The following is a 25,410-nucleotide window of genomic DNA, read 5'->3' as shown; positions in this document are numbered from 1 at the left end:
CGCGGCGAAGTCCGGATCGAGGTGGGAACCCGGCGCGCGCACGGGCGGACAGTGTCGCCCGAAGTCCCCATCGCGTCCGCCGGGCGATCCCCCTTTCGGAACTCCATCTCCGTGCACATCTCCGGGCCTGCGGCGCCGTGCGCGGCGAATTTCCGGCCCCCGGCCGGGATTTCGATCGTATCGGCGCCGGAAATCCCTAAGATGAGGGACGGCACGCCCGCCCCGGCGCAATCGCGAGACCATGACGGACCCGACCCTTCAGCCGCCCCGCCCCCCCGTCGACGCCCCCGCTCCCGCGGGCGAGACCCGGCCGCTGAAGCTCTTCATCAAGTCCTTCGGCTGCCAGATGAACAGCTACGACGCGTCGCGCATGGCCGACGCGCTCGCCCCCGAAGGCTACAGCGAGACGGGCACCATCGAGGAAGCCGACCTCGTGGTGCTGAACACCTGCCACATCCGCGAGCGCGCCGCCGAGAAGATCTATTCCGAGCTCGGCAAGATCCGCGAAATGAAGGAAGCTTCCGGGCACAAGGTGACCCTCGCGGTCGCGGGCTGCGTGGCCCAGGCCGAGGGCGCCGAGATCATCCGCCGCCAGCGCGCCGTCGACCTCGTGGTCGGCCCGCAAAGCTATCACCGCCTGCCCGACCTCGTGCGCCGCGCCCGCGAAACCTCCGGCGTCGTCGACACGGACTTCCCGGTCGAAAGCAAGTTCGACCACCTGGCCGCACCCTCGGCGGCGAAGACCCGCGCGCGCGGTGTGTCGGCCTTCGTCACCGTGCAGGAGGGCTGCGACAAGTTCTGCTCCTTCTGCGTCGTGCCCTACACGCGGGGCGCCGAGATGTCCCGCCCGCCCGAGGCGATCGTGGCCGAGGTGCGGGCGCTGCTCGACGCCGGCGTGCGCGAGGTGACCCTGCTCGGCCAGAACGTCAACGCCTACCACGGGGTCGACGCCGCCGACCGCGGCTGGACGCTGGCCGGGCTCGCCCGGACCCTGGCCGGCCTGCCGGGCCTCGCCCGCATCCGCTACACCACGAGCCACCCGCGCGACATGGATGCGGAGCTCGTGGCCGCCCACCGCGACCTGCCGGCGCTGATGCCTTTCCTGCACCTCCCCGTGCAGTCCGGCTCGGACCGGATCCTCCACGCCATGAACCGCCGGCACGACGCCGCCTCCTACGTGGCGCTGGTGGCCGAGATCCGCGCCGCCCGCCCCGACATCGCGCTGTCGTCGGATTTCATCGTCGGCTTCCCCGGCGAAACCGAGGCCGACTTCGCCGATACGCTGGCGCTGGTGCGCCAGGTCGGCTTCGCGTCCAGCTTCGCCTTCAAATATTCGCCCCGCCCCGGCACGCCGGGCGCCGACCTTCCGGGCCACGTCCCTGACGAGGTGATGCTGGACCGCCTGCACCGCCTCCAGGCCCTCCTCGAGGAGCAGCGGCAGGCGTTCAACCGCGCCGCCGTGGGCCGCCGCCTCGACGTGCTGATCGAGAAGCCGGGCCGCCACCCCGGGCAGCTCGGCGGGCGCTCGCCCTATCTCCAGGCCGTCCACGTCGACGGGCCGCCCGACCTCATCGGCACCGTCCAGCCGGTCGACATCCTGTCGGCCGGACCCAACTCGCTCGCCGGCCGGCTGGCCGTCGCGGTCCCCACCCCCGTCGCGGAGCGGCTGGCATCATGAAGTCGCCCGATCGCACACCCGTCCGCCGCTCCGTCCGGGACGGCGGCGTCCCCCCGCTCGACGGCGGGAACCGCTATCCGGGTCCCACCCTCGGCGCGGACGGGCTGCCGGCAGACGGGCTCGGCGGCGCCACCGAGCGCGCCGAGATCACGCTCACCTTCGGCGACAACCGCCTGATCGCCATGGTGCTGGGCCAATACGACCAGAACGTCGCCAAGCTGGAGCGCCGCCTCAACGTCGTCGCCAACGCCAACGGCAACCGCATCGTCGTGAAGGGCGCGCCGGAAGCCTGCGAGCACGCCCGCCGGGTGCTCGAAGCCCTTTACGAACGCGTCCAGCGGGGCGAAGCGATCGCGCCCGGAGACGTCGACGGCGCCATCGAGGAGGGCGCATCGCAGGCGTCGCTGTTCCCCAAGGAGGCCGTCAACGAACGCCCCGTCTTCGACGAGATCCGCACCCGCAAGCGCGGCGGCGTCAAGGCCCGCACCGTGGCGCAGGACCTGTACCTGCGGGCGCTGAAGAAATACGAGCTCGTCTTCGCCGAAGGGCCCGCCGGCACCGGCAAGACGTGGCTGGCGGTCGGCCATGCGGTGTCGCTGCTCGAGCGCGGCGTGGTCGAACGGCTGATCCTGTCGCGCCCCGCCGTCGAGGCGGGCGAACGGCTGGGCTTCCTGCCCGGCGACATGCGCGAAAAGATCGATCCCTACCTGCGCCCCATCTACGACGCCTTGAACGAGTTCATGGACGCCCGCACGGTCGAGCGCGGCATGCAGACCGGGATCATCGAGGTGGCGCCGCTCGCCTTCATGCGCGGCCGCACGCTGTCCAACGCCGTAGTGCTCCTCGACGAGGCGCAGAACACCACCTCCATGCAGATGAAGATGATGCTGACGCGCCTGGGCGAAGGCTCGCGCATGATCATCAACGGCGACCCGTCCCAGACCGACCTGCCGCCGGGTCAGAAGTCCGGCCTCGCCGAAGCGGTGAACCTGCTCGCCGGCGTCGAGGGCATCGGCCACGTCAAGTTCCGGGACGGCGACGTCGTTCGCCACGACCTCGTGCGCCGCATCGTGCAGGCCTACGACCGGGCCGCGCAGGACGCGCGGTCGGAGACCCGCGGGGAGGCCCGGGCGCCGAGCCGATGAGCCTCACGGTCGAACTCGCGGTCGAAGACCCGTCCTGGGCGGCGATACCCGACCTGCAGGCCCTGGTGGAGGGAGCCGCCGCGGCGGCGCTCGCCGAGGCCGGCGTGGCGCCCGACGAGCCGATGGAACTGTCCTGCCTGTTCTGCGGCGACGACGCCATCCGGGCGCTGAACGCGCAATGGCGCGGCAAGGACAAGCCCACCAACGTCCTGTCCTTCCCCACCGAGGGGCCCGGCGCCGAGGTGCTGCTCGGCGACATCGCGGTGGCCTGGGGCACGGTGGCGCGCGAAGCGGAGGCCGAAGGCCGGCGCGTCGAGGACCACGTCGCCCACCTCGTCATCCACGGCACGCTTCACCTCCTGGGCGAGGACCACGAGGTCGAGGCGGAGGCCGAGGCCATGGAGGCGCTGGAAACGCGCGCCATGGCGCGGCTCGGCCTGCCCGACCCCTACGCCGGCTCGGAGCCGATGAGGATCGTGCCGTGAACGACCGCGCCCGCGAGGCCGCCGCCAGGCGCGCCAAGGCTACCCCTCCCTCGGGCCAGGGGCTGTTCGACCGGGTGCGCGCCGTCTTCGGGCTCGGCGCTCCCTCGATCCGCGACGACATCGAGGACGCGCTGGAGGACACCGGATCGGAATCCGTGTTCTCCACGCAGGAGCGCGCCATGATGCGCAACGTGCTCGGCCTCCACGAACTGCGCGTCGTGGACATCATGGTGCCGCGCGCCGACGTGATCGCGGTGGGGCTGCACATGTCGCTGGGCGAGGTGCTCGACGTGTTCCGCGAAGCCGGGCATTCGCGCCTGCCGGTGCACGGCGACACGCTCGACGACCCGCGCGGCATGGTCCACATCCGCGATTTCGTCGAGATCCTGGTCGGCCACCACCCCAAGGGCGAAGCCCGGCCGTCGGCTGCCGTGACGCTGGCGACCCCGCTGGAAACCGGCGAGGTGATCCGCCCCGTGCTCTTCGTGCCGCCCTCCATGCAGGCGCTGGACCTGCTCCGGAAGATGCAGGCGTCGCGCACCCATATGGCGCTGGTCATCGACGAATACGGCGGCACCGACGGGCTCGTCACCATCGAGGACATCGTCGAGATGATCGTCGGCGACATCGAGGATGAGCACGACGAGGAGGAAGCGCCGCTCATCGAGGCGGAAGCGGGCGGCACCTACCTGGCCGACGGCCGGGCGGCGCTCGACGACGTTTCGGCGGCGGTGGGGGTCGACCTCACGGTCGGCGACGCCGAGGAGATCGACACGATCGGCGGCCTCGTCACGGCGCTGTGCGGGCACCTGCCGCTGCGCGGAGAGGTGGTGACGGGCCACGCCGACTTCGATTTCGAAGTGCTGGACGCCGATCCCCGCCGCGTGAAGCGGCTGCGCATCCGCGCCCGCGACGCCGCGCCGCCGGACGACGCCCCCGACGACACGACGTCGGCCGGAAGCGCCGAAGCTGAAGCGGCCCGCACGCAGACGGCCTGAGGGCCGGGCGAGATCGGGTCAGGCCCGCGTCGCCCGACGTCGGCGGCGTCGGGGGGTCGCCGATCGGGGTCACTGCCCCGGCTTGGTGATGCCGGGCGGCGTGGTGGCGTTCCGCAACGGGACCGTTCCGCCGTTTTTTCCGGCCGGGGTGGCCGAGCCACCGCCGGCCGGCGGAAGCGCGGCGCCGGGATCGGCCGGCGCCGACGAAGCCCCGCCCATGGGTGCGGCGGAGGGGGCCGTGGGAGGTGGCGTGGTCGACGACTGCGCTCGCGCGTCCCCCATCGCCGCCCAGGCGAGCGCCATGGACAGGAGCAGCACGCGGCTTCGCCGAGCGGCGGGCGACCTTTCAACCGTCATCGGCCTCATCGCATCGATCCTCCGTGCTGGCCTGTCCGATCGGAACCGGACGCCCCGCCCTCGAACGCCCGGCATCGACGATCGGTGCCGAAGCGTCCGGTTCCGGCCGGCCGCGGGCCAGGGCGGATCGCGATCAGGTCGAACCACCCGACCGCGCGAAGATGCTCGCCGCGACGGCGATCAAGCAGCGGTGACGCCGGCCGGGGCGAGCGGCGACGGCTCTAGTGGCCCATGCCGGCGTCGAAATCCTTCGCGCATTTGGGGCTGAGCTGGGCGTGGTGGGCCTTCATGCAGGACTTCACCTTTTCCTCGTCGGAGGTCACGTCCGAGCAGAGCTTCTGGACGTCGTCGTAGCAGTCGTGCTCGGCTTGGGCGCGGACCTTCTCCTTGTCGGTCATGGGTCCTGCGGCGAAGGCCGGCGCCGCGGCGGACAGCAGGAGGGCGGCGCAGAGGGCGGCTCGGGTCAGCATCATGGAGGCTCTCGTTCGGTGGTGGTGGGCGCGTGCGGCCGGCGGCAGACAGGCTCGGATCGGCCCACGGACGTCCGCCCTTCCCCGCGGGGAAGGCGGGCGGGACGGCGTGGGCGGACCCGCGCGATCCTGCTCGGCACCCTCCTCGCACGATTCCGGTGAGGGAGCCATGAACGGCCGCGCCGGGCCCGGTGGCGGCGGAGCGGGCGATCGCGGCGGGGCCTCGTTCACCATGCGGACGAACTGTCGCCGGGGGAGCGTCGGATTCATTCGAATCCAACCAAACCGTGGTCGAGTGTTCGGCGGTGGGGGCCCCTCCACCGGTCACGGCCCCGTCGGAGCATCCGCCAAGAGTACCGGCGGGGTCGTGGTTCGATCGCCACCGCTCCCCCGCGCTGACGGACCCTCGATGCACCGCGGCCCCGGCCGAGATCAACATCCGAGCGCCCGGCCGCGGACGATCCTGCTCCGGCGTGGCCGATGCGCCACCGTGGCGGGGCTTCGAGCCGTCGCCGAGGCTGCCGCCCGGCGCGGCCGGCTTCAGATCCCCGCGTCGAAGATGGCGCCGCAGGCGGCGCTGAGCCGAGGCCGTTTGGCCGCGAAGCAGGACGCCACCTTGGCCTCGTCCGGGATGGCGTCGGGACACAGCGCCTTGGCGTCGAGGTAACAGGCGCGCTCGGCCTGCGCCCGCGCCTGCTCCTTCGCGCTCACCATCTTGGCCGCGCACGGGAGCGAGGTCGACAGCAGCACGGCGGCGCACAGCGCCAGGGGGGCGATTCTCATGGTCATCCGGTCTCCGCCGGCCGGTTCAGTGCCGGCCCGGGGCGACCCTGCGCGCCGGAAATGAGGTGCGGATGAGCCTGCCCGTCAGCGATGCAGCGCTTCGGGCTTGCGGTTCTCCGGGATCATCTGGCGGAGGTGGCCGTGGACCGCGTCGGCGCTGAACGGCTTGCCGATGAAGCGCGCGCCGTCGGGCAGGTCGCCGTCGGCGGGCACGAGACGGCCCGAAGCGATGACGATCGAGATCGCCGGCCATTTCACCGCGACCTCGCGCGCCAGCGCGAAGCCGTCCCGCGAGCCCGGCATCTCGACGTCGGAGAACAGCAGCGCGACGTCGAGGTGATGCTGTTCCAGCACCGCTATGGCGGCGTCGCCGTCCTCCGCCTCGAGCGTGCGGAAGCCCGCCGCGGCGAGGATCTCGGCGACGTCCAGGCGCAGGATCGGGTCGTCGTCGACGACGAGGGCCGTGGGTCGTCGATCGTCGTGGACTGTGCTCATGGGGAGCGAATGCGCGCCGGTCGGGGAAGTTGCGACGGCGCGCCGGGGCGGATCCGGCCCCGCCGGGCGGCCGCGCCGCGATGCGGGCTGTTCACGGCGACGGAACTGTGGCCTTGATGGCGGCCAGCCGGGGCAGGCCAGCACGCGGGCGGCCGCCTCCGTGCCCGCGCGGCCGACGCCCGCGGCCGACGAGGACGACGGCCATGAGCCTGGGCAGCGGACCGATGTCGCCGAAGAGGTGGCGACCGTGGGAGCAATGCGGCTGGGCCATCGGCGTGGCCGCCGGCGCCATCGCGCCGCTCTGCCTGTGGGCCTTCTCCATCACCTGGCAGATCACCGCGGCGGTGTTCCCCGAGAGCCGGAAGCGGCGGGGACCCTGACGGCCGGTGCGGCCCGAACGGGGGGCGGCACGCCGGCCGTGACGACCCGGAGATCCCGCGCCGCACGGGCCGGCGGTGCGGGACCGCGCCGGCCAGCGGTCGAAGCCTCCGGCCGGCCGCCTCAGCTCCTCAGGCCCGGCGCCTCCTGGCCGGTGCGGGCCACGTATTCGGTGTAGCCGCCGCCGTAGGTGTGCACCCCGTCCGGCGTCAGTTCCAGCACGCGGTTCGACAGCGCCGCCAGGAAATGCCGGTCGTGGGACACGAACAGCATCGTGCCCTCGTATTGCGCCAGCGCGCCGATCAGCATCTCCTTCGTGCCCATGTCGAGGTGGTTGGTGGGCTCGTCGAGCACGAGGAAGTTCGGCGGGTCGTAGAGCATGCGCGCCATCACGAGCCGCGCCTTCTCGCCGCCAGACAGGACGCGGCAGCGTTTCTCGACGTCGTCGCCCGAGAAGCCGAAGCAGCCCGCGAGCGCGCGCAGCGAGCCCTGCCCGGCCTGCGGGAAGGCCCGCTCCAGCGAGCCGAACACCGTGTCCTCGCCGTCGATCAGGTCCATGGCGTGCTGGGCGAAATAGCCGAGCTTGACGCTGCCGCCGAGCTTCACCTCGCCGTCGTCGGGCTCGGTGGTGCCGGTGACGAGCTTCAGCAGCGTCGACTTGCCGGCCCCGTTGACGCCCATCACGCACCAGCGCTCGCGGCGGCTGACCGAGAAGTCGAGCCCCTCGTAGATGGTGCGGCCGCCGTAGCGCTTATCCACCCCCTTCAGCGCCACGACGTCGTCGCCCGAGCGCGGCGCCGGGGGGAAGTCGAACTGCACCGATTGGCGCCGCTTCGGCGGCTCCACGCGCTCGATCTTGTCGAGCTTCTTCACCCGGCTCTGCACCTGGGCGGCGTGGGACGCGCGCGCCTTGAAGCGCTCGATGAACTTGATCTCTTTGGCCAGCATGGCCTGCTGGCGCTCGAACTGCGCCTGCTGCTGCTTCTCGTTCAGCGCGCGCTGGCCCTCGTAGAATTCGAAGTCGCCCCCGTAGGAGGTGAGGGCGCCGCCGTCGATCTCGATCACCCGGCCGACGATGCGGTTCATGAACTCGCGGTCGTGCGAGGTCAGCATCAGGGCGCCCTCGTAGCCCTTCAGGAAGCTTTCGAGCCAGATCAGGCTTTCGAGGTCGAGGTGGTTGGAAGGCTCGTCGAGCAGCATGGCGTCGGGGCGCATCAGCAGGATGCGGGCCAGCGCCACGCGCATCTTCCAGCCGCCCGACAGCGCGCCGACGTCGCCGTCCATCATCTCGGGGGTGAAGCTCAGGCCGCCCAGCACTTCGCGGGCCTGGCCCTCCAGCGCGTAGCCGCCGAGTTCGTCGAAACGCGCCTGCACGTCGCCGTAGCGCGCCACGATCTCGTCCATCTCGTCGAGGCGGTCGGGGTCCGCCATCGCGGCTTCGAGGTCCTTCAGCTCGGCCGCGACCGCGCTCACCGGGCCCGAGCCGTCCATCACCTCGGCGACGGCGCTGCGGCCCGCCATCTCGCCGACGTCCTGGCTGAAGTAGCCGATGGTGACGCCGCGGTCCGACGAGACCGTGCCCTCGTCGGGCTGCTCCTGGCCGGTGATCAGCCGGAACAGGGTCGTCTTGCCGGCGCCGTTCGGCCCCACGAGGCCGACCTTCTCGCCGCGCTGCAGCGCGGCCGAGGCCTCGATGAAGACGATCTGGTTGCCGTTCTGCTTGCCGATCTTGTCGAGGCGGATCATGGGGTCCCGGGCCTTGAAACAGTTACCCGCCCTTAAGCCATGCGGCACCGCAACGGAAGGCGCCGCGGAACGGCCTCGCGCCGACACGTCCCCGAAACAGCTCCGTCAAAGCTTTCCCCCCGCCCATCGCTAGGACAGGCGGGCCGGGGCGGTGCCGCCCACCGCACCGGTGCCACAACCCCGCCGTCCCGCCCCCACGGGGCGGCGGGGCCGCGGCGGCGATGCCGCGTCACCTCGGGCGGAGCGGACGGAGAACGCGATGGCGGCGCTGCTGGGCCTGGGCCTCTCGATCCTCATCACGGCCGCCCTGCTGGGCTGGCTCGACGCCGCGGCGGAATGATGCGGGACCCGGCCGAAGGCTGACCGCGGCCGGAAGCCCCGCGCCGCCGACGAAACCTCACCGCGCCAGCGCCCCCTTCAGCTCGCGCCGCAGGATCTTGCCCGCCGGGTTGCGCGGCAGCATGCCGTCCCAGAACACGATCCTCACCGGCACCTTGTAGGCGGCGATGCGCTGGCCCACGAAGCGGCGCAGCTCCGCCTCGTCGGCCGCGGCGCCCTCGGCCAGGGTCACGACGGCGCCGGGCTCCTCCCCCAGCGTGGGGTGCGGCACGGCCAGCACGGCGGCGTCGATCACCGCAGGATGGGCGAAGAGCGCGTTCTCGACCTCGACGCAGTAGATGTTCTCGCCGCCGCGGATCAGCATGTCGGTGATGCGGTCGACGATGACGATGAAGCCTTCGGCGTCGATGCGGGCGAGGTCGCCGGTGCGCAGCCAGCCGTCGGCGAAGCGCTCCGCCGTCGCGGCGGGCTTGTTCCAGTAGCCGCGCACGAGGTTCGGTCCCCGCACCTGCAGCTCGCCGACGATCCCCGGCGCCAGCGCCGATCCGTCGACGTCGACCACACGCGCGTCGCAGACCGGCAGCGGCGGGCCGCAGGACTCCGGCCGGTGCTCGTAGTCCTCGCCGATGTGGTGGGTGAAGGTGGCGGAGGTTTCCGTCATGCCCCACCCGGTCGCCGGCTGGGCGGCCGGGAAGCTCGCCTTCAGCGCCCGGACGAGGTCCGCCGCCGCGGGCGCTCCGCCGTAGAAGACGCCTTCCAGCGTCGGCAGGACGCGGCCGGTCGCGGCCGCGCGCGACGCCAGCTCCCACGCGATGGAAGGCACGCCGCCGGCGCCGGTACAGCCCTCGGCCGCGATGAGGTCGAGTCCCGCATCGACGTCCCAACGGTGCATCATCACGAGCTTCTGCCCCCGCCACATCGCGGTGCCGAGCGTCGAATGGCAGCCCGTGACGTGGAACAGCGGGATCGCCAGCAGCGACGCCCGCTGCGGCGCGGACGGGTCCGGCACGGGCACGGGCTCGCCCCGGCGCAGGCAGGAGCGCGCCACCGAATAGCCGTGGGCCATCACGGTCGCCGCGGAAGCGCGATGCGTGCCGACCGCGCCCTTCGGCCGCCCCGTCGTGCCCGACGTGTAGAAGATCGTGGCGTCGTCCTCGGGGTCGATCGCCACGTCCGGCAGCGGGCGCTCGGGCAGCGACGACCAGGATGCCGTCGGGCCGACCAGGTCGGCGAGGGGCGCCACGCGCGGGTCGGCGACGGCGCCGGCCGGGCGGGTGACCAGCACGCGCCGCAGCTCCGGGAGCTCGGCGAGGTGAGGCGCCAGCCGGTCGAGGCGCTCGCCGTCGGCGACGAGCGCCACGGCGCCGGAGTCCTGCAGGGCGTAGACCAGTTCGGGCCCGGTCCACCAGGCGTTCAGCGGGGTCGCCACGGCGCCGGCCAGCAGGGCCGCGTGATAGCACACGGGCCATTCGGGCAGGTTGCGCGTGGCGATCGCGACGCGGTCGCCCTTGCGCACCCCGGCGTCGACCAGCGCGTGGGCGAGAACCAGCGCGGCGCGGGCGAAGCCGTCGAAGCTCGCGCGCTCGTCGCGGTAGACCAGGAACGGCAGGTCGCCGAAACTCCGCGCCTGCAGGAACAGGTCGCGCAGGGTCGGGGGCGCGTGGGTCCAGACCCGGGTCGGCCGGCCGCGGACCACGGCGTCGGCGACCGCGAAGGACGAGCCCGGGCGGGTCAGGGCTGCGGTGGCCTCCGCGAAGGAGACCGCTGGCCAGGCGGGCGGCACCGTCACGGCGCGTCCCCCATCGTCACCACCACCTTGCCCAGGGCCCGGCGGTCGGCCAGGCTCGCGATGGCGTCGCCGGCCCGCTCCAAGGGGTATCGCGCCGAGATGCGCGGCTTGAGCGCGCCCGCGGCGTAGAGGTCGAACAGCGCGCGCTCGTTGCGGGCGGAGCCCTCGGGGTCGCGGCGCACGAAGCCGCCCCAGAACACCCCGACGATCGCGCAGGACTTCAGCAGCGGCAGGTTCAGCGGGATCGACGGGATGCCGGCCGGGAAGCCCACCACGAGGTAGCGCCCGTCCCAGGCGACGGCGCGCAGCGCCGGCTCCGCATAGGCGCCCCCCACGGCGTCGTAGACCACGTCGGCGCCGTCGGCGCCGCAGGCGCCCTTGAACGCCGCCGCCAGCGCCTTGGCGCCGTCGCGGTCGAGCGGGCCGGCGGGGTAGACGATCCCGTCGTGGGCGCCGCAGCGCGTCGCGAAGGCGAGCTTCTCGTCGGAGGAGGCGGCCGCCACCACCCGGGCGCCCAGCGCCCGTCCGATCTCGACCGCCGCGACCCCGACGCCGCCCGCGGCGCCGAGCACCAGCAGGGTCTGCCCCGCCGCCAGGCCGCCGCGGTCGACGAGCGCGTGGTAGGAAGTGCCGTAGGTGAACAGGAAACAGGCCGCCTCGTCGAACGGCATGGCGTCGGGCATCGCCCGGCAGCCCGCCGCGGGCAGGACGATCCGTTCGGCGAGCCCGCCCCAGCCCGGCGTCCCGACGACGCGGTCCCCGACCCGCGGCTCCGTCACGCCCTCGCCCACGGCCGCCACCGTGCCGGCCACCTCGCCGCCGGGCGCGAAGGGGCGCGGGGGCCGGGCCTGGTAGCGGTCCGCGATGATGAGCGAATCGGGGAAGTTGATGCCGCAGGCCCGAACCGCCACGGCGACCTCGCCCGGGCCCGGCACGGGCTCCGGCAGATCGGTCAGCTTCAAGCTGTCCGGCCCGCCGGACGCGAAGCTCAGCATCGCCCTCATGGCGCCCTCCCAGGGCCGTCCTTGATGGACGGCCTCCGGCCCCGACGATACGGCGGGCGCCGCGAAACGCAAGGCGACCCTTCGAAAGGCGCCGTGCGGGGCCGGGGCTGACAAGGGGCGGACGGCGCGCCATGATCGTACCCGAACCACGAAGCGGGCGCGGCCCGCCGAGCGGGCACGGCCCGCCCAGCGGGCACGACCCGAACAGGGAGAGGAGCACCCATGCGCGACGCCGTCATCGTTTCGACCGCCCGCACGCCGATCGGCAAGGCTTACCGCGGCGCGTTCAACGACACGCAGGCGCAGGCGCTCGGCGCCCACGCCATCCGGGAAGCCCTGCGCCGCGCCGCGGTCTCGCCGGAAGACGCCGGCGCGCTGATCGGCGACGTGGTGATGGGTGCGGCCCTCCAGCAGGGCTCGACGGGCACCAACGTGGCGCGGCAGGCGGCGCTGGGCGCGGGGCTGCCCGCGGCCGTCGCGGGCATGAGCGTCGACCGGCAATGCGCGTCGGGGCTGATGGGCATCGCGGTGGCGGCGCGCGAAATCCTGTTCGACGGGATGGACGCCGCGGTGGGCGGCGGCCTCGAGTCGATCTCGCTGGTGCAGAACGAGCACGCCAATACGTGGCGCGCCCGGGATCCCGCGCTCGCGGCCGTCCAGCCGCACATCTACATGTCCATGCTGGAAACCGCCGAGATCGTGGCGGAGCGCTACGGGGTGTCCCGCGACGCCCAGGACGACTACGCGATGGAATCGCAGCGCCGGACCGCCGCCGCGCAGGACGCCGGGCGCTTCGACGACGAGATCGTTCCCCTGCCCTCCCGCATGGCCGTCGCCGACAAGGCGACCGGCGAGGTGAGCCACCGCGACACGACCCTGTCGCGCGACGAGGGCAACCGCCCCGCGACGAAGCGCGAGGACCTCGCCGCCCTGAAGCCGGTGTTCAAGGGCGGGCGCGTGGTGGCCGAAGGGCGGTGCGTCACGGCCGGCAACGCGTCGCAGCTCAGCGACGGCGCTTCGGCCTGTGTCCTGATGGAGGCCGGCGAGGCGGCACGGCGCGGGCTCGCCCCGCTCGGCGCCTTCCGCGGGGTGGCGGTGGCGGGCTGCGACCCGGACGAGATGGGCATCGGGCCGGTCTTCGCCATCCCCAAGCTGCTGGCCCATCACGGGCTCCGCATCGACGACATCGACCTGTGGGAGCTCAACGAGGCCTTCGCCGTTCAGGCGCTGTATTGCCGCGACCGGCTCGGCATCGACCCCGCCAAGTACAACGTCGACGGCGGGGCGATCTCGATCGGCCACCCCTACGGCATGTCGGGCGCCCGCATGGCGGGACACCTGTTGATCGAGGGGCGCCGGCGCGGCGCCCGCTACGGGGTCGTCAGCATGTGCGTCGGTGGCGGCATGGGCGCGGCGGCGCTGTTCGAGATCTATCGCTGACCGCCGGCACCGCCTCGCGAGCGCGTTTCAACCCCCATAGGCCGTCGCGGCCTCAGACCAGGACGATCGCATGCCTTCTCCCCTCCTCGTCAGGCCGTCCGCCCCCGACGCGCGCGGCCGCGTCCACAGCGTCACGCCCGAATCGGCCGGCTGGACCTACGTGGGTTTCGAGGTCCACGACCTCGCCCCGGGCGCGTCGGTCGCGCGCGACACCGGCGACCGCGAAGTGTGCATCGTGATGGTGTCCGGCCGCGCCCGCGTCACCGCCGGCGGGGCGGACTTCGGCATCATCGGCGAGCGTGCGTCCGTGTTCGACGGGCGGCCCTGGTCGGTCTACGTGCCGGCGCGGTCCCACTTCGCGGTGGAAGCCGAGGGCGCCTGCGAGGTGGCGCTGTGCTCGGCCCCGGGCACGGGAGCCAGGCCCGCGCTGCTCATCCCCCCGGCGGACGTCCCGGAAGAAACGCGGGGCCAGGGCTCCAACACCCGCCGCGTCCGCAACATCCTGGCCGACACCGACGACCGGGCCGAAAGCCTGCTCGTGGTCGAGGTCGTGACGCCGGCCGGCAACTGGTCGAGCTATCCGCCCCACAAGCACGACCGCGACGCCTTCCCCGACGAAACCCTGCTGGAAGAAAGCTACTACCACCGCTTCGCGCCCCGGCAGGGCTACGGCGTCCAGCGCGTCTACACGGACGACCGCTCGCTCGACGAGACGATCGCGATCCACGACCGCGACGTCGTGCTGGTGCCGCGCGGCTACCACCCCGTCGGGGCGGCGCACGGCTACACGCTGTACTACCTGAACGTGATGGCGGGGCCGCGCCGCACTTGGCGCTTCCACAACGACCCCGACCACGCCTGGCTGGTGAAGCCCTGAGGCGCCCGCCCCGGCCTTTCCCGGCCGGGGCGGGCGCCTCACTCGGCGGCGACGCTCGGCGCCGAAACGGTGGCCGACGCCCCGTAGGCGCCGAACACGACCGGGCGTGCCGTGACGCCGAGGGCGGAGCGGATCTCCGCCAGCGCCCGGTGCTCGGCCGGGTGGATGACGCCGTCGGCCGGGATCATGGCGCGGCAGATCCTCACCAGCGCCGCGCAGAGCCGCGTCCGCCCCGCGACGCGGACCAGCTTCTCGCGCGCCATGATGGCGCCCACCTCGACGTCGAAGCGGTAGTTGGCTTCGTGCACGGCGAGGTCGTCGAGGACGGACTTGCGGTCGAAGGTCCGCAGCGCCGGGTCTTCCTCCAGCAGGGACAGGAAGCGGCTGCGTTCGGCGGGGGACGGCACGCCGTCGGCGTGGGCGACCATCGCCACGCCGGCGATCAGCGCGTCCCGGAACGCCGGCTCGCGGAACTCGGCCGCGTCGGCGGCGAGATCGGACGGCGGGCGGGGCGAACGATAGACCATGATGGACCTCCAAACGATGGGAAGGACCGCGCGGACCGCGTCCCGTCGGGATGGAGGAGGACGAACCTCGGACCCCGTCGGAGCGGCGCACCGGGCATCCGGGGCTCGCGCAGACTGATCCGACATCGCGCCCCCGACCGTGTCGGAGGGCGCCAGAGGGGCCCGGCTCAGTGACCCGAACATGTCGCGGCCGGCGGCGCGGAGCAAGGGGGCGCCGCATGACATCGCGTCCATGGAACGGGACCGCGCCGTTTCCGGGCGACAGGTCCGCGACCCGGCCACGGGCCCCTTTCGCGGTCGGTGGATGTCGCGATTTCGCGCCCGAAGGCCCGCCGGAAGCGCCGGGACCGTCGTCATGGTTTCCGGACGACAGGGCCTGATACCGGGCGACGGAAGGGCTGAGGCATCTCCGTCGCATGGCTCCGCACGAGCGGCGGCGCGCGTTCGCGCTCCCCCGGCGGTCGAGAGTTCCGGCCGCCGGCACGGCGTCCCAGGCTCCCGGGCGACGGGCGGTCGTCGAGGACCGGCCCGAGGGCTCATCCCGCCTGTGGAGGCGCCAAGGCTTTCAGCTCGCCCGCCACAGCCTTCAGGTCGTCGGTCTTGCTCATCAGAACGTCGGCGCCGCCCAGCCGGGCGCGGTCCTCGCGCGACAGGTCGCGGGCGCTGAACACGATCACGGGGATGTCGGCGCAGCCGGGCGTGGCGCGGAGCGCGTCGAGGAACGAGAACCCGTCCATCTCCGGCATGGTGAGGTCGAGCAGAACCGCGCGGGGCGGCCCGTGGCGCACCTTGTCGAGGGCAACACGGCCGTTCTCGGCTTCGGTCACGGTCCATCCCTGGCGCTCGAAGGTGGCGCGCAGGCGCTCGCGCACGCCCGCGTCGTCGTCGACCACCAGCACTTCGCCGTCGGCGCCGCGCAGGTGGTCCATCACGTCCTTCAGGCGGTCCCAGGCGACGGGCTTGTCGACGTGGTCGACGGCGCCGAGCGCCGCTTCCAGGCCCGCATCGTTGACGAAGGAGATCATCACCACCGGGATGGCGGCGACAGCGGGGTCGGCCTTGAGGGCGCTCAGCACCGACCAGCCGTCCATCTGCGGCATCATCACGTCGAGCGTTATGGCGCGGGGCCTGATCTCGCGCGCCAGGGCGAGCCCGGCCGCGCCGTCGGCGGCTGTGCGCACCGAGAAGCCCTGGCGCTGGAGGAAGCGGCTCATCAGTTCGCGCTGGGCGGCATCGTCGTCGATCACCAGCACGGTGTGCCGGTCCGCCCCGGGCGACGCCGGCGCGGTCGCCGCTTCCGCGGCCGGCTGCACGTCGACGGCGGCACCCGGCATGACGGCGGGCAGCCGCAGCGTGAAGGTCGTGCCGACGCCGGGCGTGCTTTCCACCGCCACGTCGCCGCCGAGCAGGCGCGCGAAGGCCTGGGTCAGCGCGAGGCCGAGCCCCGTGCCGCCGAACTTGCGCGTGGTCGTCTCGTCCGCCTGGACGAAGCGCCCGAACAGGCGGCCCAGCTGTTCCTCCGTCATGCCGATCCCCGTGTCGGACACGCGGAACGCGAGGGCGTCGCCCGACCGCCGCACGCCCAGGGTGATGCGCCCGCCTTCCGTGAACTTGGCGGCGTTGCCGATGAGGTTGAACAGGCACTGCCGCAGCTTGACGACGTCCGTGTGCATGGCGCCGAGCGCGTCGCACCCGCCCTGCCCGAGGTCGAGCGCGAAGCTGTTGTCCTTGCGGGCCACGAGGCTGCCCACGGTGTTGCCCACCTCCGTCGCCAGGGCGGCGACGTCGACCTCCTCGGCATGGGTATCCATGCGGCCGGCCTCGATCTTCGACAGGTCGAGAACGTCGTTGATGAGGCTGAGCAGGTGGCGGGCGTTGGACTTGATCTTGCCGATGTCGGCCAGGGCGCCGCCTTGGCCGAGCTCCTCCAGCTCCTCCTCCATCATCTCGCTGTAGCCGATCACGGCAGACAGCGGCGTGCGCAGCTCGTGGCTCATGTTGGCCAGGAAGGAGCTCTTGGCGCGGTTGGCGCTTTCGGCGGCTTCCATGGCGGCCTCGGCCTCCGCCTTGGCGGCTTCCAGCGTGGCCTGGCTGTCGATCAGCGACGCGTTGGCGGCGTTCAGCGTCGCCACCAGCCCCTCGTTCTCGGTGAGGACGCGGCGCAGCGCGTCGCAGGCGAGGATCATGCCGGCGGAGATCAGCACGTATTGGACCAACGCCACGACCTGCGCCGTGCTGAGGTGGGCCTCGTCGCTGGCGCGCACGAAGAGCACGGCGGCGAACACCGTGGACGCGGCGGCGCCCGCCACCCCGGGCGCGCGCCCGAAGGCGATGGAGATGAGGAAGACGGCCGGCAGGTAGAGCAGGAAGGGGGCGGTGTCGAGCGGCACGAGGAAGCGCGTTCCCGTGGCGACGCCGATGAGCGCCACGACCGCCGCGTAGCCCACCCAGGACGGAAGCCGGCGCCGCGACAGCAGTCTCAGGAAATCGTGCACGCTCCACCTCGGCGGCCCGCCGCCGGTCCCGCGCCGGAGCGGCCAGGGTGGACGGGATGCCGCACCATAGAGGCGCAAGCCCCGGCGAAAGTCGAGGGACGCGGAGGTTCGGCTTCCCGTTCCCGGCCGCGAAACCTAAGCTGCCGCCGGGACGGGCGGAGCGGACGGCGATGGGTGGCACGGAACTGACGGTCTTCGCGCTGGCGCTCGCGGTCGGCGCCGGGTCGCCCGGCCCGAGCGTCGCCGCCCTGGTGTCGCGCGTGCTGACGCGGGGAGTGCGCGACGTGCTGCCCTTCCTCGCCGCCCTGTGGCTCGGCGAGGCCGTGTGGCTGACGCTGGTCGTGGCCGGCCTGTCCGCCGCGGCGCAGACCTTCGGGTCCGCCTTCGCGGCGATCAGATATGCCGGCGTCGCCTACCTGCTGGTCCTGGCCTGGCGGATGTGGCACGCGCCGACGGCGCCGGCGGCGGACGCCGCGTCCGGACGCGCCGAGCGGCAAGCGTGGCGGCTGTTCGGCGCCGGGCTCCTGGTGTCTCTCGGCAACCCGAAGAACATGGTGTTCTACGTGGCGCTGCTGCCCTCGCTCGTCGACATCGGGCATGTCGGGGTCTCGGGCTGGGCCGAGCTCGTCGCCACCATGGTGGCCGTGCTGGCCGCCGTGGACCTCGGATGGGCCTGTGCCGCCGCGGGCGCGCGCCGCTGGCTGGTCGACGGCCGCACGATGCGGATCGCCAACCGGATCGGCGCGTCCATGATGGCGGGGGCCGCCGCGGCCGTGGCGGTGCGGTGAGCCGACCCGCCCGCGGCCCTTCGGCATCACAGCCATGCCGGCCACCCGCCCGCATTGATTTATCGGGCCGAACGTCGGATCTACGCCCCGTCGCGTCGCGCGGGCGATGCCCTGTTGTTTCCAAGGCCGGTGGTGTCCTCCATGCGTTATGACCTCGTCGTGATCGGTACGGGCCCCGGCGGCTACGTCTGCGCCATCCGGGCGGCGCAACTCGGGCTGAAGACGGCCGTGGTGGAGAAGCGCGCCACCCAGGGCGGCACCTGCCTCAACGTCGGCTGCATCCCGTCGAAGGCGCTGCTGCACGCGTCCGAGATGTTCGCCGCCGCGTCGCACGACCTGCCGGCGCTGGGGGTGAAGGTGGGGACGCCCGAGCTCGACTGGGCCGCGATGGGCAAGCACCGCGACGACACGGTGGCGGCCAACGTCCAGGGCGTGTCCTACCTGTTCAAGAAGAACAAGGTCGACGCGTTCCACGGCCTCGGCACGATCGAGGGCGGAAAGGACGGCACGCACCGCGTCCGCGTCACCGGCGAGGACGGCGCGACCCAGACGATCGAAACGGCGAACATCGTCATCGCGACGGGGTCGGAGGTCGCCACCCTGCCCGGCATGGAGGTCGACGAGCGCTCGATCGTGTCGTCGACGGGCGCGCTGGTGCTGCCGGAGGTGCCGAAGCGCATGATCGTGATCGGCGCGGGCGTGATCGGCCTGGAGCTGGGCTCCGTCTACCGGCGCCTCGGCGCCGAGGTGGAGGTCGTTGAATACCTCGACCGCATCCTGCCTGGCCTCGACGGCGAGGTCGCCAAGACGTTCCACCGCATGTTGGAGAAGCAGGGCTTCGCCTTCCACCTCGGTCAGAAGGTCAGCAAGGTCGAGCCCACCAACGCCGGCGCTTGCGTGACCTTCGCGCCGGTGGACGGCGGCGAGGAACGGCGGCTCGACGCCGACGTGGTGCTGGTGGCGACGGGCCGCCGCCCCAACACCGAGGGGCTCGGGCTCGACGCCGCGGGCGTCGCGGTGGAACGCGGCCGCGTCGTCATCGACGACCATTTCCAAACGAACGTGCCCGGCATCTATGCCATCGGCGACGTGGTGCGCGGCCTGATGCTGGCCCACAAGGCCGAGGACGAGGGCGTGGCGGTGGCCGAGATCCTGGCCGGCCAGGCGGGCCACGTGAACTACGGCGTCATCCCCGCCGTGGTCTACACCATGCCGGAGATCGCCTCCGTGGGCGCCACCGAGGAGGAGCTGAAGACCGCCGGCGTCCCCTACCGGTCCGGCAAATTCCCCTACACGGCCAACGGCCGGGCCCGGGCGACGCGCCACACGGACGGCTTCGTGAAGGTGCTGGCGCATGCGGAGACGGACCGCGTGCTCGGCGTCCACATCATCTCGTCGGTGGCGGGCGAGCTGATCCAGGAATGCTCGGTGCTGATGGAGTTCGGCGGCTCGGCCGAGGACCTCGCCCGCACCTGCCACGCCCACCCGACCATGTCGGAGGCCGTGAAGGAGGCCGCCATGGCGGTCGACAAGCGCGCCATCCACGTCTGACCGAAACGCCGCCCGGGCGCGTGGACGGCGCGCCAGGGCCCGGCGAGCGTCAGGGCTCGTCGAAACCTGTCGGATCCGAGCCTGAACGCCCTCCGGGAACGCCCGGAGCTCCACGGCCGCCCGCGATCGGCCGGGCGTTCACCCCTCAGCGCCCCTTCTCGATCCTGGCGTAGACCTGTTCGGTGAACAGGAACATCTGCGAACCGATGAAGGACGCCGTCAGCGTCAGCACCACCAGGACGGCGACGATCTTCGGCACGAAGGTGAGCGTCGATTCCTGGATCTGGGTGAGGGCCTGGAACAACGCCACGGCGATGCCCACCACCATGGCGGCGGCGATGGCCGGCCCCGAAGCCAGCACGATCGCCCAGATCGTGCTCTGCAGGAGCCCGAGCGCGTCGGCCTCGTTCACGAGCTCGTGCTCTTGGTACCGATCGTCACCGTGTTGTCGAGGGTCAGCGTCTTCCCGGTGCTGAGCGTCGCCGTCACGGTGCCGTCGGTCGCCAGCGCCGCGGAGGTGACGGTGCCCGTGATCGTGCCGTCGGACGAGGTCGCGACCTTGCCGATGGCGCTCTCGGCCTGGGTCAGGGACGATTGCGTCAGCATCGAATCGAGCTTGGTGTTGGTCAGGATCCCCTGCTGGACGGACGACATCTGGGAGATCTGAGCCAGGTACTGGCTGGGATCGGTCGGGTTCGTCGGGTCCTGGTTCTTCATTTCTGCGATCATCAGCTGAAGGAACGAGTTGAAGTTGATCGTCGCGGCCGCGGCCGTGGAAGCCGTGGTGGTGACGCTGGTCGAGGTCGAGGTCGACGTGGCCGAGGCGGTCGACGGGGTGGTGGAGGAAACGGTTGTCATGGCGGGGCCTTCCGGTTCGCGCGAGGACCGGCGGCTCGCGATCCCCGGCAGGACTAGCGGGCCCATCCTGCCCCGGGCTTGCGCCGCCCCCCTCGGGGGACGGCCCTTCGACAGAGTGGGCGTTTCGACGCGGAGGCCTTTCCGCGTCAGCAGGCCTCGGCGAGCGCCACCACGGCGGGCTTGATCCGCACCGTCGCGTCGCGGGGCCGGCCCGTCAGGGCGGCCTCGACGGGGAGCAGCGCGCGGATCGCCTTCAGGGCCTCGAAGTGGCGCGAGCGCCCGACGAGTTGCACCACCTTGGCGATGCCATCGAGGATCGCGGCGTCCCGGTAGACGTCCGCCATGGCGGCGGACTGGCGCCCGAACATGGCCCGGTTGTCCGGCCGCTCCCGGCCTTCCATCAGCATCAGCTGCACGATGAAATAGAGCTGGCGCAGGGGCGTCGTGGCGTCCCCTTCCAGCATCACGTGGGCCTCGAGCAGGAACACGGCGTCGTTCATCAGCTCGATCGAGGTCTTGCGGTCGACCTTGAGGACCGCGCCGTTGATGAAGATCTTCTCGTTGGCTCTGAGCGTGATGTGCATGGTTCGGCCCGCCTCACTTCAGCCCGTCGCGGATGATGCCGCAGATCTCGGCGACGCCGGCGAGGTCGCGCGACGTGCCGAGCGCGATGCGGCTGCATTCCGCCATCACGCCGAGGCCGATCGACATTAGGCTGGCGCGGAGTTCGTCCGGCATGGCGTTGGCGGGATGAGCGAGATCCTTGATGAAGACGGCCCACAGCTCGGACGTGAAATCCACGGCCTTGGATTCCTCGGCCGAGCCCGGCGCGCCGTCGGCCGCGTGGAGGAGCAACGCCACCGCCTGGTCGAGCACCTGCCGCTCGCGGGCGCGGGCGTCGTCCGCATCGTCCGCGAGGATGTCGGCATAGGAGTATTGATACATACGATGATCCTTCGGCGGCGCGAATGACATGTCTCCAGGACGCGCCGACGCTCGGGCGCGCTCCTTCCCTCAAGTTCGGGACGACCGGGACAGCCCCGGCGCCCTCGGAGACGGATCACTTGAGGTAATCCACCAGGCTCAGCTGCTGGAGCTGAGACGTGACCTCGTAGGAGGCCTGGATCTGCGTCTGCAGACCTGAAATTTGGGTCGACAGCGTCGACACGTCGACGTCCACCATGGCGCTCGACTGGGTGGACAGGTAGTTGACCTGCGTGGTCATGCGGTCGTTGGCGGCCGATACCGCCGACTGCGACAGCCCGATGCCGGCCTGGGCCGAGGTCAGGCCGGTGACGGCGGAAGACACGAGCTGGCTGGCCGCGGAGATCACGGCCTGGCCGGCCGCCGATCCGAAGTTGGTGCCGCCGAACGCCGTCACCATCGTATAGGCTTCGGCGAGCTGGCGCAGGGGTTCGGAATTGGCGCTGACCGACGTGTCCACCGTTTCGGTGGTGGAGATCTGCGCCGTCGGGACGGTGTCGGAGGCCGAAGACCAGGTGCCCTGGTATTTCGACGCGCTGAACAGGTCCGCGAAGGCACCCTGCAGGTAGGCCTGCATGTCGGTGCCGCTGATCGTCGACGCCGAGGACGAATCCGGCGTCGTGCCGAAGGCGGTCGAGAAGCTGGCGTCCACGGCGGCCTTGGGGGCCGACCCGGTCGTGTAGGCCGTCATGGGCTGCACGGCGCTGTTGATGCCGGCGAAGATGGCCTGTCCCGACACGGTGGTGTTGAGCGTCGACGTCAGCGTGTCGAGGTTCGATGCCGCCGTGGTCACGAGCGTCCCCGCCGCGGTGCCGGACGACGAAGCCTGCGTCAGCGAGGTGAGGAAGCTCGACGCGGTCGTGCGCAGGGCGTCGAGCGCCGTCGTGCTCGCCGTCAGCGTCGCGGCCGTCGTGGCGTTGGAGGACTGGATGGCCTGCAGCCGGCTCTGCTGGGCATTGAGCGCCACGTAGCTGCCGGTGGTGGAGCCGAGGCCGAGGCCGATGTCGGCCAGCTTGCCGCCGCTCGAAAGCTCCACCTGGGCCTTGGACAGCGCCGCCTGGGCCTGGGCGATGATGAGCCGGGGCGAGGCGGCGAGGGCGTAGGACGAGATGCTGGTCACGGCGGGGGTCCCGTCAGTTCACCGCGGCCAGCAGGGCGTCGAGCATCGATTTCACCGTGGTGATCAGCTCGGCCGAGGCCTGGTAGGAGTGTTCGAGGTCGAGCATCTTCGAAAGCTGGTCGTCGAGGTTCACGCCCGTGGCGCTCGACAGGCTGGTGGTGGTCTGCGTCACCACGGCGGCCTTGTTGGTGGAATCCGTCGTGGCCGACTGCCGTGAGGATTCCAACCAGCTCACCGACGACGCCGCGTAGGCGGCGAGCGTCCCGGAGGAGGCCCCGCCCGACGTAGAGTCGAAGCTCCGCGTCGTGTCGAGCGCCGTCGTCAGCGCGACGAGATGCGCCGCATAGGAGGCCGCGCCCGTCGTGTTGGCCGTGTAGGCGGTGCTGGTGCCGGCGTTGATGCCGCCGTCGCGCAGCTTGGTGATGGAGCCGCCCCGGCTGGGATCGACGGCGGCCGACACCGTAAGGCTCGCGGCCAGGCCGGTCGCCGACGTGGGGATCGCGGCCGAGCCGCCGTCCGTGAACAGGCCCGCGATGGTGGGGCTCGTCCCGCCAGTCTGGTCCGATTCCGAGAAGGACGTGACCAGGCCCTGGGCGATCTGGTCGAGCTGGTCCCCGTAGTCGACCGCGACCGTGTCGCGGAGCTGCGCCAGGCCGGCGATCGTGCCCGCCTTCGACGCCATCGTGGCGCCGGCGCCCGTCACCGCCACGCCGTCCACCGTCACGGCGCCGCCCACCGTTCCGGAAGCGAAGGCCGCCGTGGGCGTGAAGGCCACGGTGCGGGCTGTGCCCTGGAACAGGGTCGCGCCGCCGTCCGTGTAGAGCGCGAGCCCGCCGTTGGCGGCATCCGCCGTGGTGATGCCGAGCTGGGTCGAGAGCGACTGCAGGATGGCGTTGCGGGAGTCGACGGCGTCGGTGCCGTCGGTGCCGGCGATGTTCGCGTTGACCACGGCGGCGTTGGCGGTGGCGAACTGCCCGAGGAGCGAGTTCACCGTCGCCACTGCGCTGGTGATGCCCTTGTCGGCCCCCTCGCGCACGGACTGGACCGTGGCGGCCGCCGTGTTGAGGTTGGTCGCCAGGGCCCTGGCCGCCGTCACGGCGGCGGTGCCGAGTGAAACGTCGGACGGCGACGCCGCATATTGGCCGACCGCGTCCGTCAAGGCGCCGATCAGCGTCGCCGGCGAGGTGTCGGTCGACGTCCCGTCGGTCGAGGTCGTGGTGGACAGGCCCAGGGTCTGTTCGAGCTGGCTCAGTCCGCTCGACAGGGCGGAGGACGAGGCCGCGCCGGACTTGGCCGACAGCAGGTTGGCGAAGAGCGCGTCGTCGGTGGCGCTGGTGACGGCCGCGATCCGGACGCCGCCGTCCTGCGTGGTCTCGACCCGGCCGGTCCTTGTGGCGTAATTGGTATCGTTCACGCCCGCGATGTTGCGGGACACGATCGTCGACAGCGCCGCGTTGGTGGTCAGCGCCTGTTGAGCGATGTTGAGTGTTGTCGTCAGGCCCATGGCTCTGTCCTAAACGCGACGCGGACGGGTGAACCGATCAGCCGCTGAGCTGGTCGACGACCTTGAGCAGGTCGGAGCTGGCCTGGATGACCTTGGAATTGGCCTCGTAGGACCGCTGCGTCGAGATCATGCTCGTTAGCTCGGCGGCGAGATCGACGTCCGACGACTCGAGGCTGCTGGAGTCGATCGCGCCGAGCGCGCCCGTCGTGGCGGTGCCGATCGTCAGGCTGCCCGAGGCCAGGCTGACCTGATACGCGTTGCCGCTGAGCGAGGTGAGGCTGTCGGGGCTCGGCACGTCGGCGAGCGGGATGCGGTAGGTCGCCTGGCTGACGCCGTTGGCGTAGACCGAAGTGACGGTACCGTCCGTGCCGATCGTCACATGGTCGAGCTTGGACGGCGCGCTGCCGTCGACGCTGGCGGTGTTGACGTTGAACGCGGAAGCGAGCTGCGTCGACTTGCTGACGTCGATGGCCAGCGTCTTGCCGTTGGGGATCGTAACCGACAGAGACAATGGAGAGGTGACGGCGGTGGTGCCGGTAGTGATTGAGGTCAGCTTGCCCGTCGTGCCGTCGTAGGACATCGTCTGCGTGCTCAGCGCAGCCTTCGTATATCCCGTGCCGTCTGTCGATTCGTCGGCGTGGTTGTAGATGGCCGCCTCCCACACCGCCGGGGTAGGCGGCGTCTTGGTCAGATCGGAATCCTTGGTCTTGGTCAGGTAGACGTCGAGCGTCACGGCGTTGCCGAGGCTGTCATAGGCGACGAGCGAGGTCTTGGAGCTGCCGTCGGCGTTGGCGTTGGTGATGGCGGCGGCGGCGGCGGAGCCGGGCGACGTCCCCGTCGTCGCTGCGGTGCCCGAGTTCACGTTGAACTGCAGGCTGCCGGTCTGCGACGGCGCGGCGTTGAGCTGCTGGTTGGACAGGTTGATCACCTGCAGGCCGCCGGTGCCGTTCGCCGTCGCGGTGCTGCCGTCGGTGAGGTTGTAGCCCAGCAGCTTATATCCGGCGGTGTTGGTGAGGTCGCCGGACGAGTCCGTCACGAAGGATCCGGCCCGGGTCAGCGCGGTGGACCCGTCGGCGCCCTGGACCACGAAGAAGCCGCTGCCCTTGACCGCGAGGTCGGTGGTCGACGTGGTCGACGACAGCGTGCCCTGGTCGCCGATATTGTAGTTGATCTTGGTCTGGACGCCGCCCGACGTGTATTGCGACACCGTTTGGTTGCCCAGCATGGTCTCGAAGGCCACGTTGGCGCTCTTATAGCCCGTGGTCGACGAGTTGGCGATGTTGTCGCCGATCGTGCTCAGCATGCTGGCCTGGGCCGCCATGCCCGACACGCCGGTGTTGAGGGTTCCGAACAGGCTCATGCGGGGGCGACCTTCTCGATGGCTTCGAGTTCTGGTTCGGGTTTGGGCGGCGCGTTGCAGGCCGGGCGACCGAGAACCTTCCGTGATGCTGGAAGAGTGCCGCGGAAAGGATGACTTAAAGTTAACGGCGAAGATTTTCCCGTTCCGCCGCGGTGCCGTCCTCGGGTCGTCGCGTCGATGCGCGAGCGTCTGGGTCGGCCCGCAGGCCGCCCGTCCCGGCGTCGCCCACGATGGGGTTG

General features: G+C 71.8%; 27 protein-coding genes. 11 read left to right on the top strand and 16 right to left on the bottom strand.

What is annotated here, in order from left to right; all coding sequences use genetic code 11:
• Window positions 1-241 precede the first annotated feature (241 nt).
• From miaB to D3273_RS18415, 4 genes are read left to right on the top strand one after another with little or no spacing between them, the layout of a single operon-like run.
• Entirely contained in the window at window positions 242-1,678 is a 1,437-nt protein-coding gene (gene miaB / locus D3273_RS18430) for a tRNA (N6-isopentenyl adenosine(37)-C2)-methylthiotransferase MiaB (RefSeq protein ID WP_129228364.1), read from the top strand.
• Window positions 1,675-2,823, top strand: coding sequence for a PhoH family protein (locus tag D3273_RS18425; protein WP_129228363.1), 1,149 nt, complete (start codon window positions 1,675-1,677; stop codon window positions 2,821-2,823). The genes miaB and D3273_RS18425 overlap by 4 nt, the downstream gene beginning before the upstream one ends.
• Complete coding sequence (gene ybeY, locus D3273_RS18420; protein WP_129228362.1) at window positions 2,820-3,308, top strand: rRNA maturation RNase YbeY; 489 nt, start codon at window positions 2,820-2,822, stop codon at window positions 3,306-3,308. Before D3273_RS18425 ends, ybeY begins: the two co-directional genes overlap by 4 nt.
• Complete coding sequence (locus tag D3273_RS18415) at window positions 3,305-4,306, top strand: hemolysin family protein (RefSeq protein ID WP_129228361.1); 1,002 nt, start codon at window positions 3,305-3,307, stop codon at window positions 4,304-4,306. The genes ybeY and D3273_RS18415 overlap by 4 nt, the downstream gene beginning before the upstream one ends.
• Before the next feature lie 69 nt (window positions 4,307-4,375).
• On the opposite strand, the gene D3273_RS18410 is transcribed toward D3273_RS18415, so the two are convergent.
• Window positions 4,376-4,624, bottom strand: a complete 249-nt coding sequence (locus D3273_RS18410) for a hypothetical protein (protein ID WP_129228360.1) — start codon at window positions 4,622-4,624, stop codon at window positions 4,376-4,378.
• A gap of 62 nt (window positions 4,625-4,686) precedes the next feature.
• On the opposite strand from D3273_RS18410, the gene D3273_RS28355 reads away from it, so the two are divergent.
• On the top strand, window positions 4,687-4,857 hold the full coding sequence (locus D3273_RS28355) for a hypothetical protein (protein WP_165359560.1): 171 nt from the start codon (window positions 4,687-4,689) through the stop codon (window positions 4,855-4,857).
• 27 nt (window positions 4,858-4,884) lie between these two features.
• On the opposite strand, the gene D3273_RS18405 is transcribed toward D3273_RS28355, so the two are convergent.
• From D3273_RS18405 to D3273_RS18395, 3 genes are all read right to left on the bottom strand, one after another.
• Window positions 4,885-5,136, bottom strand: a complete 252-nt coding sequence (locus D3273_RS18405) for a hypothetical protein (protein ID WP_129228359.1) — start codon at window positions 5,134-5,136, stop codon at window positions 4,885-4,887.
• A 537-nt stretch (window positions 5,137-5,673) separates the two neighbouring features.
• On the bottom strand, window positions 5,674-5,922 hold the full coding sequence (locus D3273_RS18400; protein ID WP_129228358.1) for a hypothetical protein: 249 nt from the start codon (window positions 5,920-5,922) through the stop codon (window positions 5,674-5,676).
• Between the two features lie 78 nt (window positions 5,923-6,000).
• Window positions 6,001-6,411, bottom strand: coding sequence for a response regulator (locus D3273_RS18395; protein WP_129228357.1), 411 nt, complete (start codon window positions 6,409-6,411; stop codon window positions 6,001-6,003).
• Window positions 6,412-6,614: 203 nt separating this feature from the next.
• Between D3273_RS18395 and D3273_RS28350 the strand changes: the two genes are divergently transcribed.
• Window positions 6,615-6,791 carry a hypothetical protein gene (locus D3273_RS28350; protein ID WP_165359559.1) on the top strand — a complete coding sequence of 59 codons (177 nt, stop codon included), beginning with the start codon at window positions 6,615-6,617 and terminating at the stop codon, window positions 6,789-6,791.
• 121 nt (window positions 6,792-6,912) lie between these two features.
• On the opposite strand, the gene D3273_RS18390 is transcribed toward D3273_RS28350, so the two are convergent.
• Complete coding sequence (locus D3273_RS18390; RefSeq protein ID WP_129228356.1) at window positions 6,913-8,535, bottom strand: ABC-F family ATP-binding cassette domain-containing protein; 1,623 nt, start codon at window positions 8,533-8,535, stop codon at window positions 6,913-6,915.
• A 151-nt stretch (window positions 8,536-8,686) separates the two neighbouring features.
• On the opposite strand from D3273_RS18390, the gene D3273_RS18385 reads away from it, so the two are divergent.
• The gene (locus tag D3273_RS18385; protein WP_129228355.1) at window positions 8,687-8,875 is read left to right on the top strand and encodes a hypothetical protein; all 189 of its coding nucleotides are present in this window, start codon (window positions 8,687-8,689) and stop codon (window positions 8,873-8,875) included.
• 57 nt (window positions 8,876-8,932) lie between these two features.
• Here D3273_RS18385 and D3273_RS18380 read toward each other — a convergent pair whose 3' ends face one another.
• Together D3273_RS18380 and D3273_RS18375 are read right to left on the bottom strand one after the other, a co-directional pair.
• Complete coding sequence (locus D3273_RS18380) at window positions 8,933-10,663, bottom strand: class I adenylate-forming enzyme family protein (RefSeq protein ID WP_129228354.1); 1,731 nt, start codon at window positions 10,661-10,663, stop codon at window positions 8,933-8,935.
• Window positions 10,660-11,667 carry an NADPH:quinone oxidoreductase family protein gene (locus D3273_RS18375; RefSeq protein ID WP_129228353.1) on the bottom strand — a complete coding sequence of 336 codons (1,008 nt, stop codon included), beginning with the start codon at window positions 11,665-11,667 and terminating at the stop codon, window positions 10,660-10,662. The genes D3273_RS18380 and D3273_RS18375 overlap by 4 nt, the downstream gene beginning before the upstream one ends.
• Window positions 11,668-11,889: 222 nt before the next feature.
• Here D3273_RS18375 and D3273_RS18370 point away from each other — a divergent pair, with 222 nt between their 5' ends.
• Both D3273_RS18370 and iolB read left to right on the top strand, forming a co-directional pair.
• Window positions 11,890-13,107, top strand: coding sequence for an acetyl-CoA C-acyltransferase (locus tag D3273_RS18370; RefSeq protein WP_129228352.1), 1,218 nt, complete (start codon window positions 11,890-11,892; stop codon window positions 13,105-13,107).
• Between the two features lie 70 nt (window positions 13,108-13,177).
• Complete coding sequence (iolB, locus tag D3273_RS18365) at window positions 13,178-13,984, top strand: 5-deoxy-glucuronate isomerase (RefSeq protein ID WP_129228351.1); 807 nt, start codon at window positions 13,178-13,180, stop codon at window positions 13,982-13,984.
• Window positions 13,985-14,022: 38 nt separating this feature from the next.
• Here the strand turns inward: iolB and D3273_RS28345 are convergent, their stop codons facing one another.
• Window positions 14,023-14,511: a tellurite resistance TerB family protein gene (locus D3273_RS28345; protein WP_165359558.1), complete on the bottom strand. Its 489-nt coding sequence runs from the start codon at window positions 14,509-14,511 to the stop codon at window positions 14,023-14,025.
• Between the two features lie 536 nt (window positions 14,512-15,047).
• Window positions 15,048-17,006, bottom strand: coding sequence for a hybrid sensor histidine kinase/response regulator (locus D3273_RS18355; RefSeq protein WP_245501261.1), 1,959 nt, complete (start codon window positions 17,004-17,006; stop codon window positions 15,048-15,050).
• 170 nt (window positions 17,007-17,176) lie between these two features.
• Between D3273_RS18355 and D3273_RS18350 the strand changes: the two genes are divergently transcribed.
• Window positions 17,177-17,794 (top strand): LysE family translocator, encoded by a 618-nt coding sequence (locus tag D3273_RS18350; RefSeq protein WP_129228349.1) that lies wholly within the window; start codon window positions 17,177-17,179, stop codon window positions 17,792-17,794.
• 141 nt (window positions 17,795-17,935) lie between these two features.
• Window positions 17,936-19,345 (top strand): dihydrolipoyl dehydrogenase, encoded by a 1,410-nt coding sequence (lpdA, locus tag D3273_RS18345; protein ID WP_129228348.1) that lies wholly within the window; start codon window positions 17,936-17,938, stop codon window positions 19,343-19,345.
• Window positions 19,346-19,490: 145 nt separating this feature from the next.
• Here the strand turns inward: lpdA and fliQ are convergent, their stop codons facing one another.
• The 7 genes from fliQ to D3273_RS18310 all read right to left on the bottom strand — a co-directional run bounded on the left by fliQ (window position 19,491) and on the right by D3273_RS18310 (window position 25,171).
• Complete coding sequence (fliQ, locus tag D3273_RS18340; RefSeq protein ID WP_129228347.1) at window positions 19,491-19,757, bottom strand: flagellar biosynthesis protein FliQ; 267 nt, start codon at window positions 19,755-19,757, stop codon at window positions 19,491-19,493.
• On the bottom strand, window positions 19,754-20,203 hold the full coding sequence (gene flgD / locus D3273_RS18335) for a flagellar hook assembly protein FlgD (RefSeq protein ID WP_129228346.1): 450 nt from the start codon (window positions 20,201-20,203) through the stop codon (window positions 19,754-19,756). Before flgD ends, fliQ begins: the two co-directional genes overlap by 4 nt.
• Window positions 20,204-20,349: 146 nt before the next feature.
• Window positions 20,350-20,787 (bottom strand): flagellar biosynthesis repressor FlbT, encoded by a 438-nt coding sequence (flbT, locus tag D3273_RS18330; protein WP_129228345.1) that lies wholly within the window; start codon window positions 20,785-20,787, stop codon window positions 20,350-20,352.
• A 13-nt stretch (window positions 20,788-20,800) separates the two neighbouring features.
• Window positions 20,801-21,148 carry a flagellar biosynthesis regulator FlaF gene (flaF, locus tag D3273_RS18325; protein ID WP_165359557.1) on the bottom strand — a complete coding sequence of 116 codons (348 nt, stop codon included), beginning with the start codon at window positions 21,146-21,148 and terminating at the stop codon, window positions 20,801-20,803.
• 115 nt (window positions 21,149-21,263) lie between these two features.
• Window positions 21,264-22,307: a flagellar hook-associated family protein gene (locus tag D3273_RS18320; protein WP_129228343.1), complete on the bottom strand. Its 1,044-nt coding sequence runs from the start codon at window positions 22,305-22,307 to the stop codon at window positions 21,264-21,266.
• A gap of 13 nt (window positions 22,308-22,320) precedes the next feature.
• Window positions 22,321-23,811: a flagellar hook-associated protein FlgK gene (flgK, locus tag D3273_RS18315; protein ID WP_129228342.1), complete on the bottom strand. Its 1,491-nt coding sequence runs from the start codon at window positions 23,809-23,811 to the stop codon at window positions 22,321-22,323.
• A gap of 37 nt (window positions 23,812-23,848) precedes the next feature.
• A complete protein-coding gene (locus tag D3273_RS18310) occupies window positions 23,849-25,171 on the bottom strand; it encodes a flagellar hook protein FlgE (protein ID WP_129228341.1) in 1,323 nt (440 codons plus the stop codon).
• Window positions 25,172-25,410 lie beyond the last annotated feature (239 nt).

It is taken from the genome of Lichenibacterium minor (genome assembly GCF_004137685.1).
Lineage (GTDB): Bacteria > Pseudomonadota > Alphaproteobacteria > Rhizobiales > Beijerinckiaceae > Lichenihabitans > Lichenihabitans minor.
Note: the sequence above shows the minus strand (reverse complement) of the source record. Positions and strands in the feature narration are given on the sequence as shown.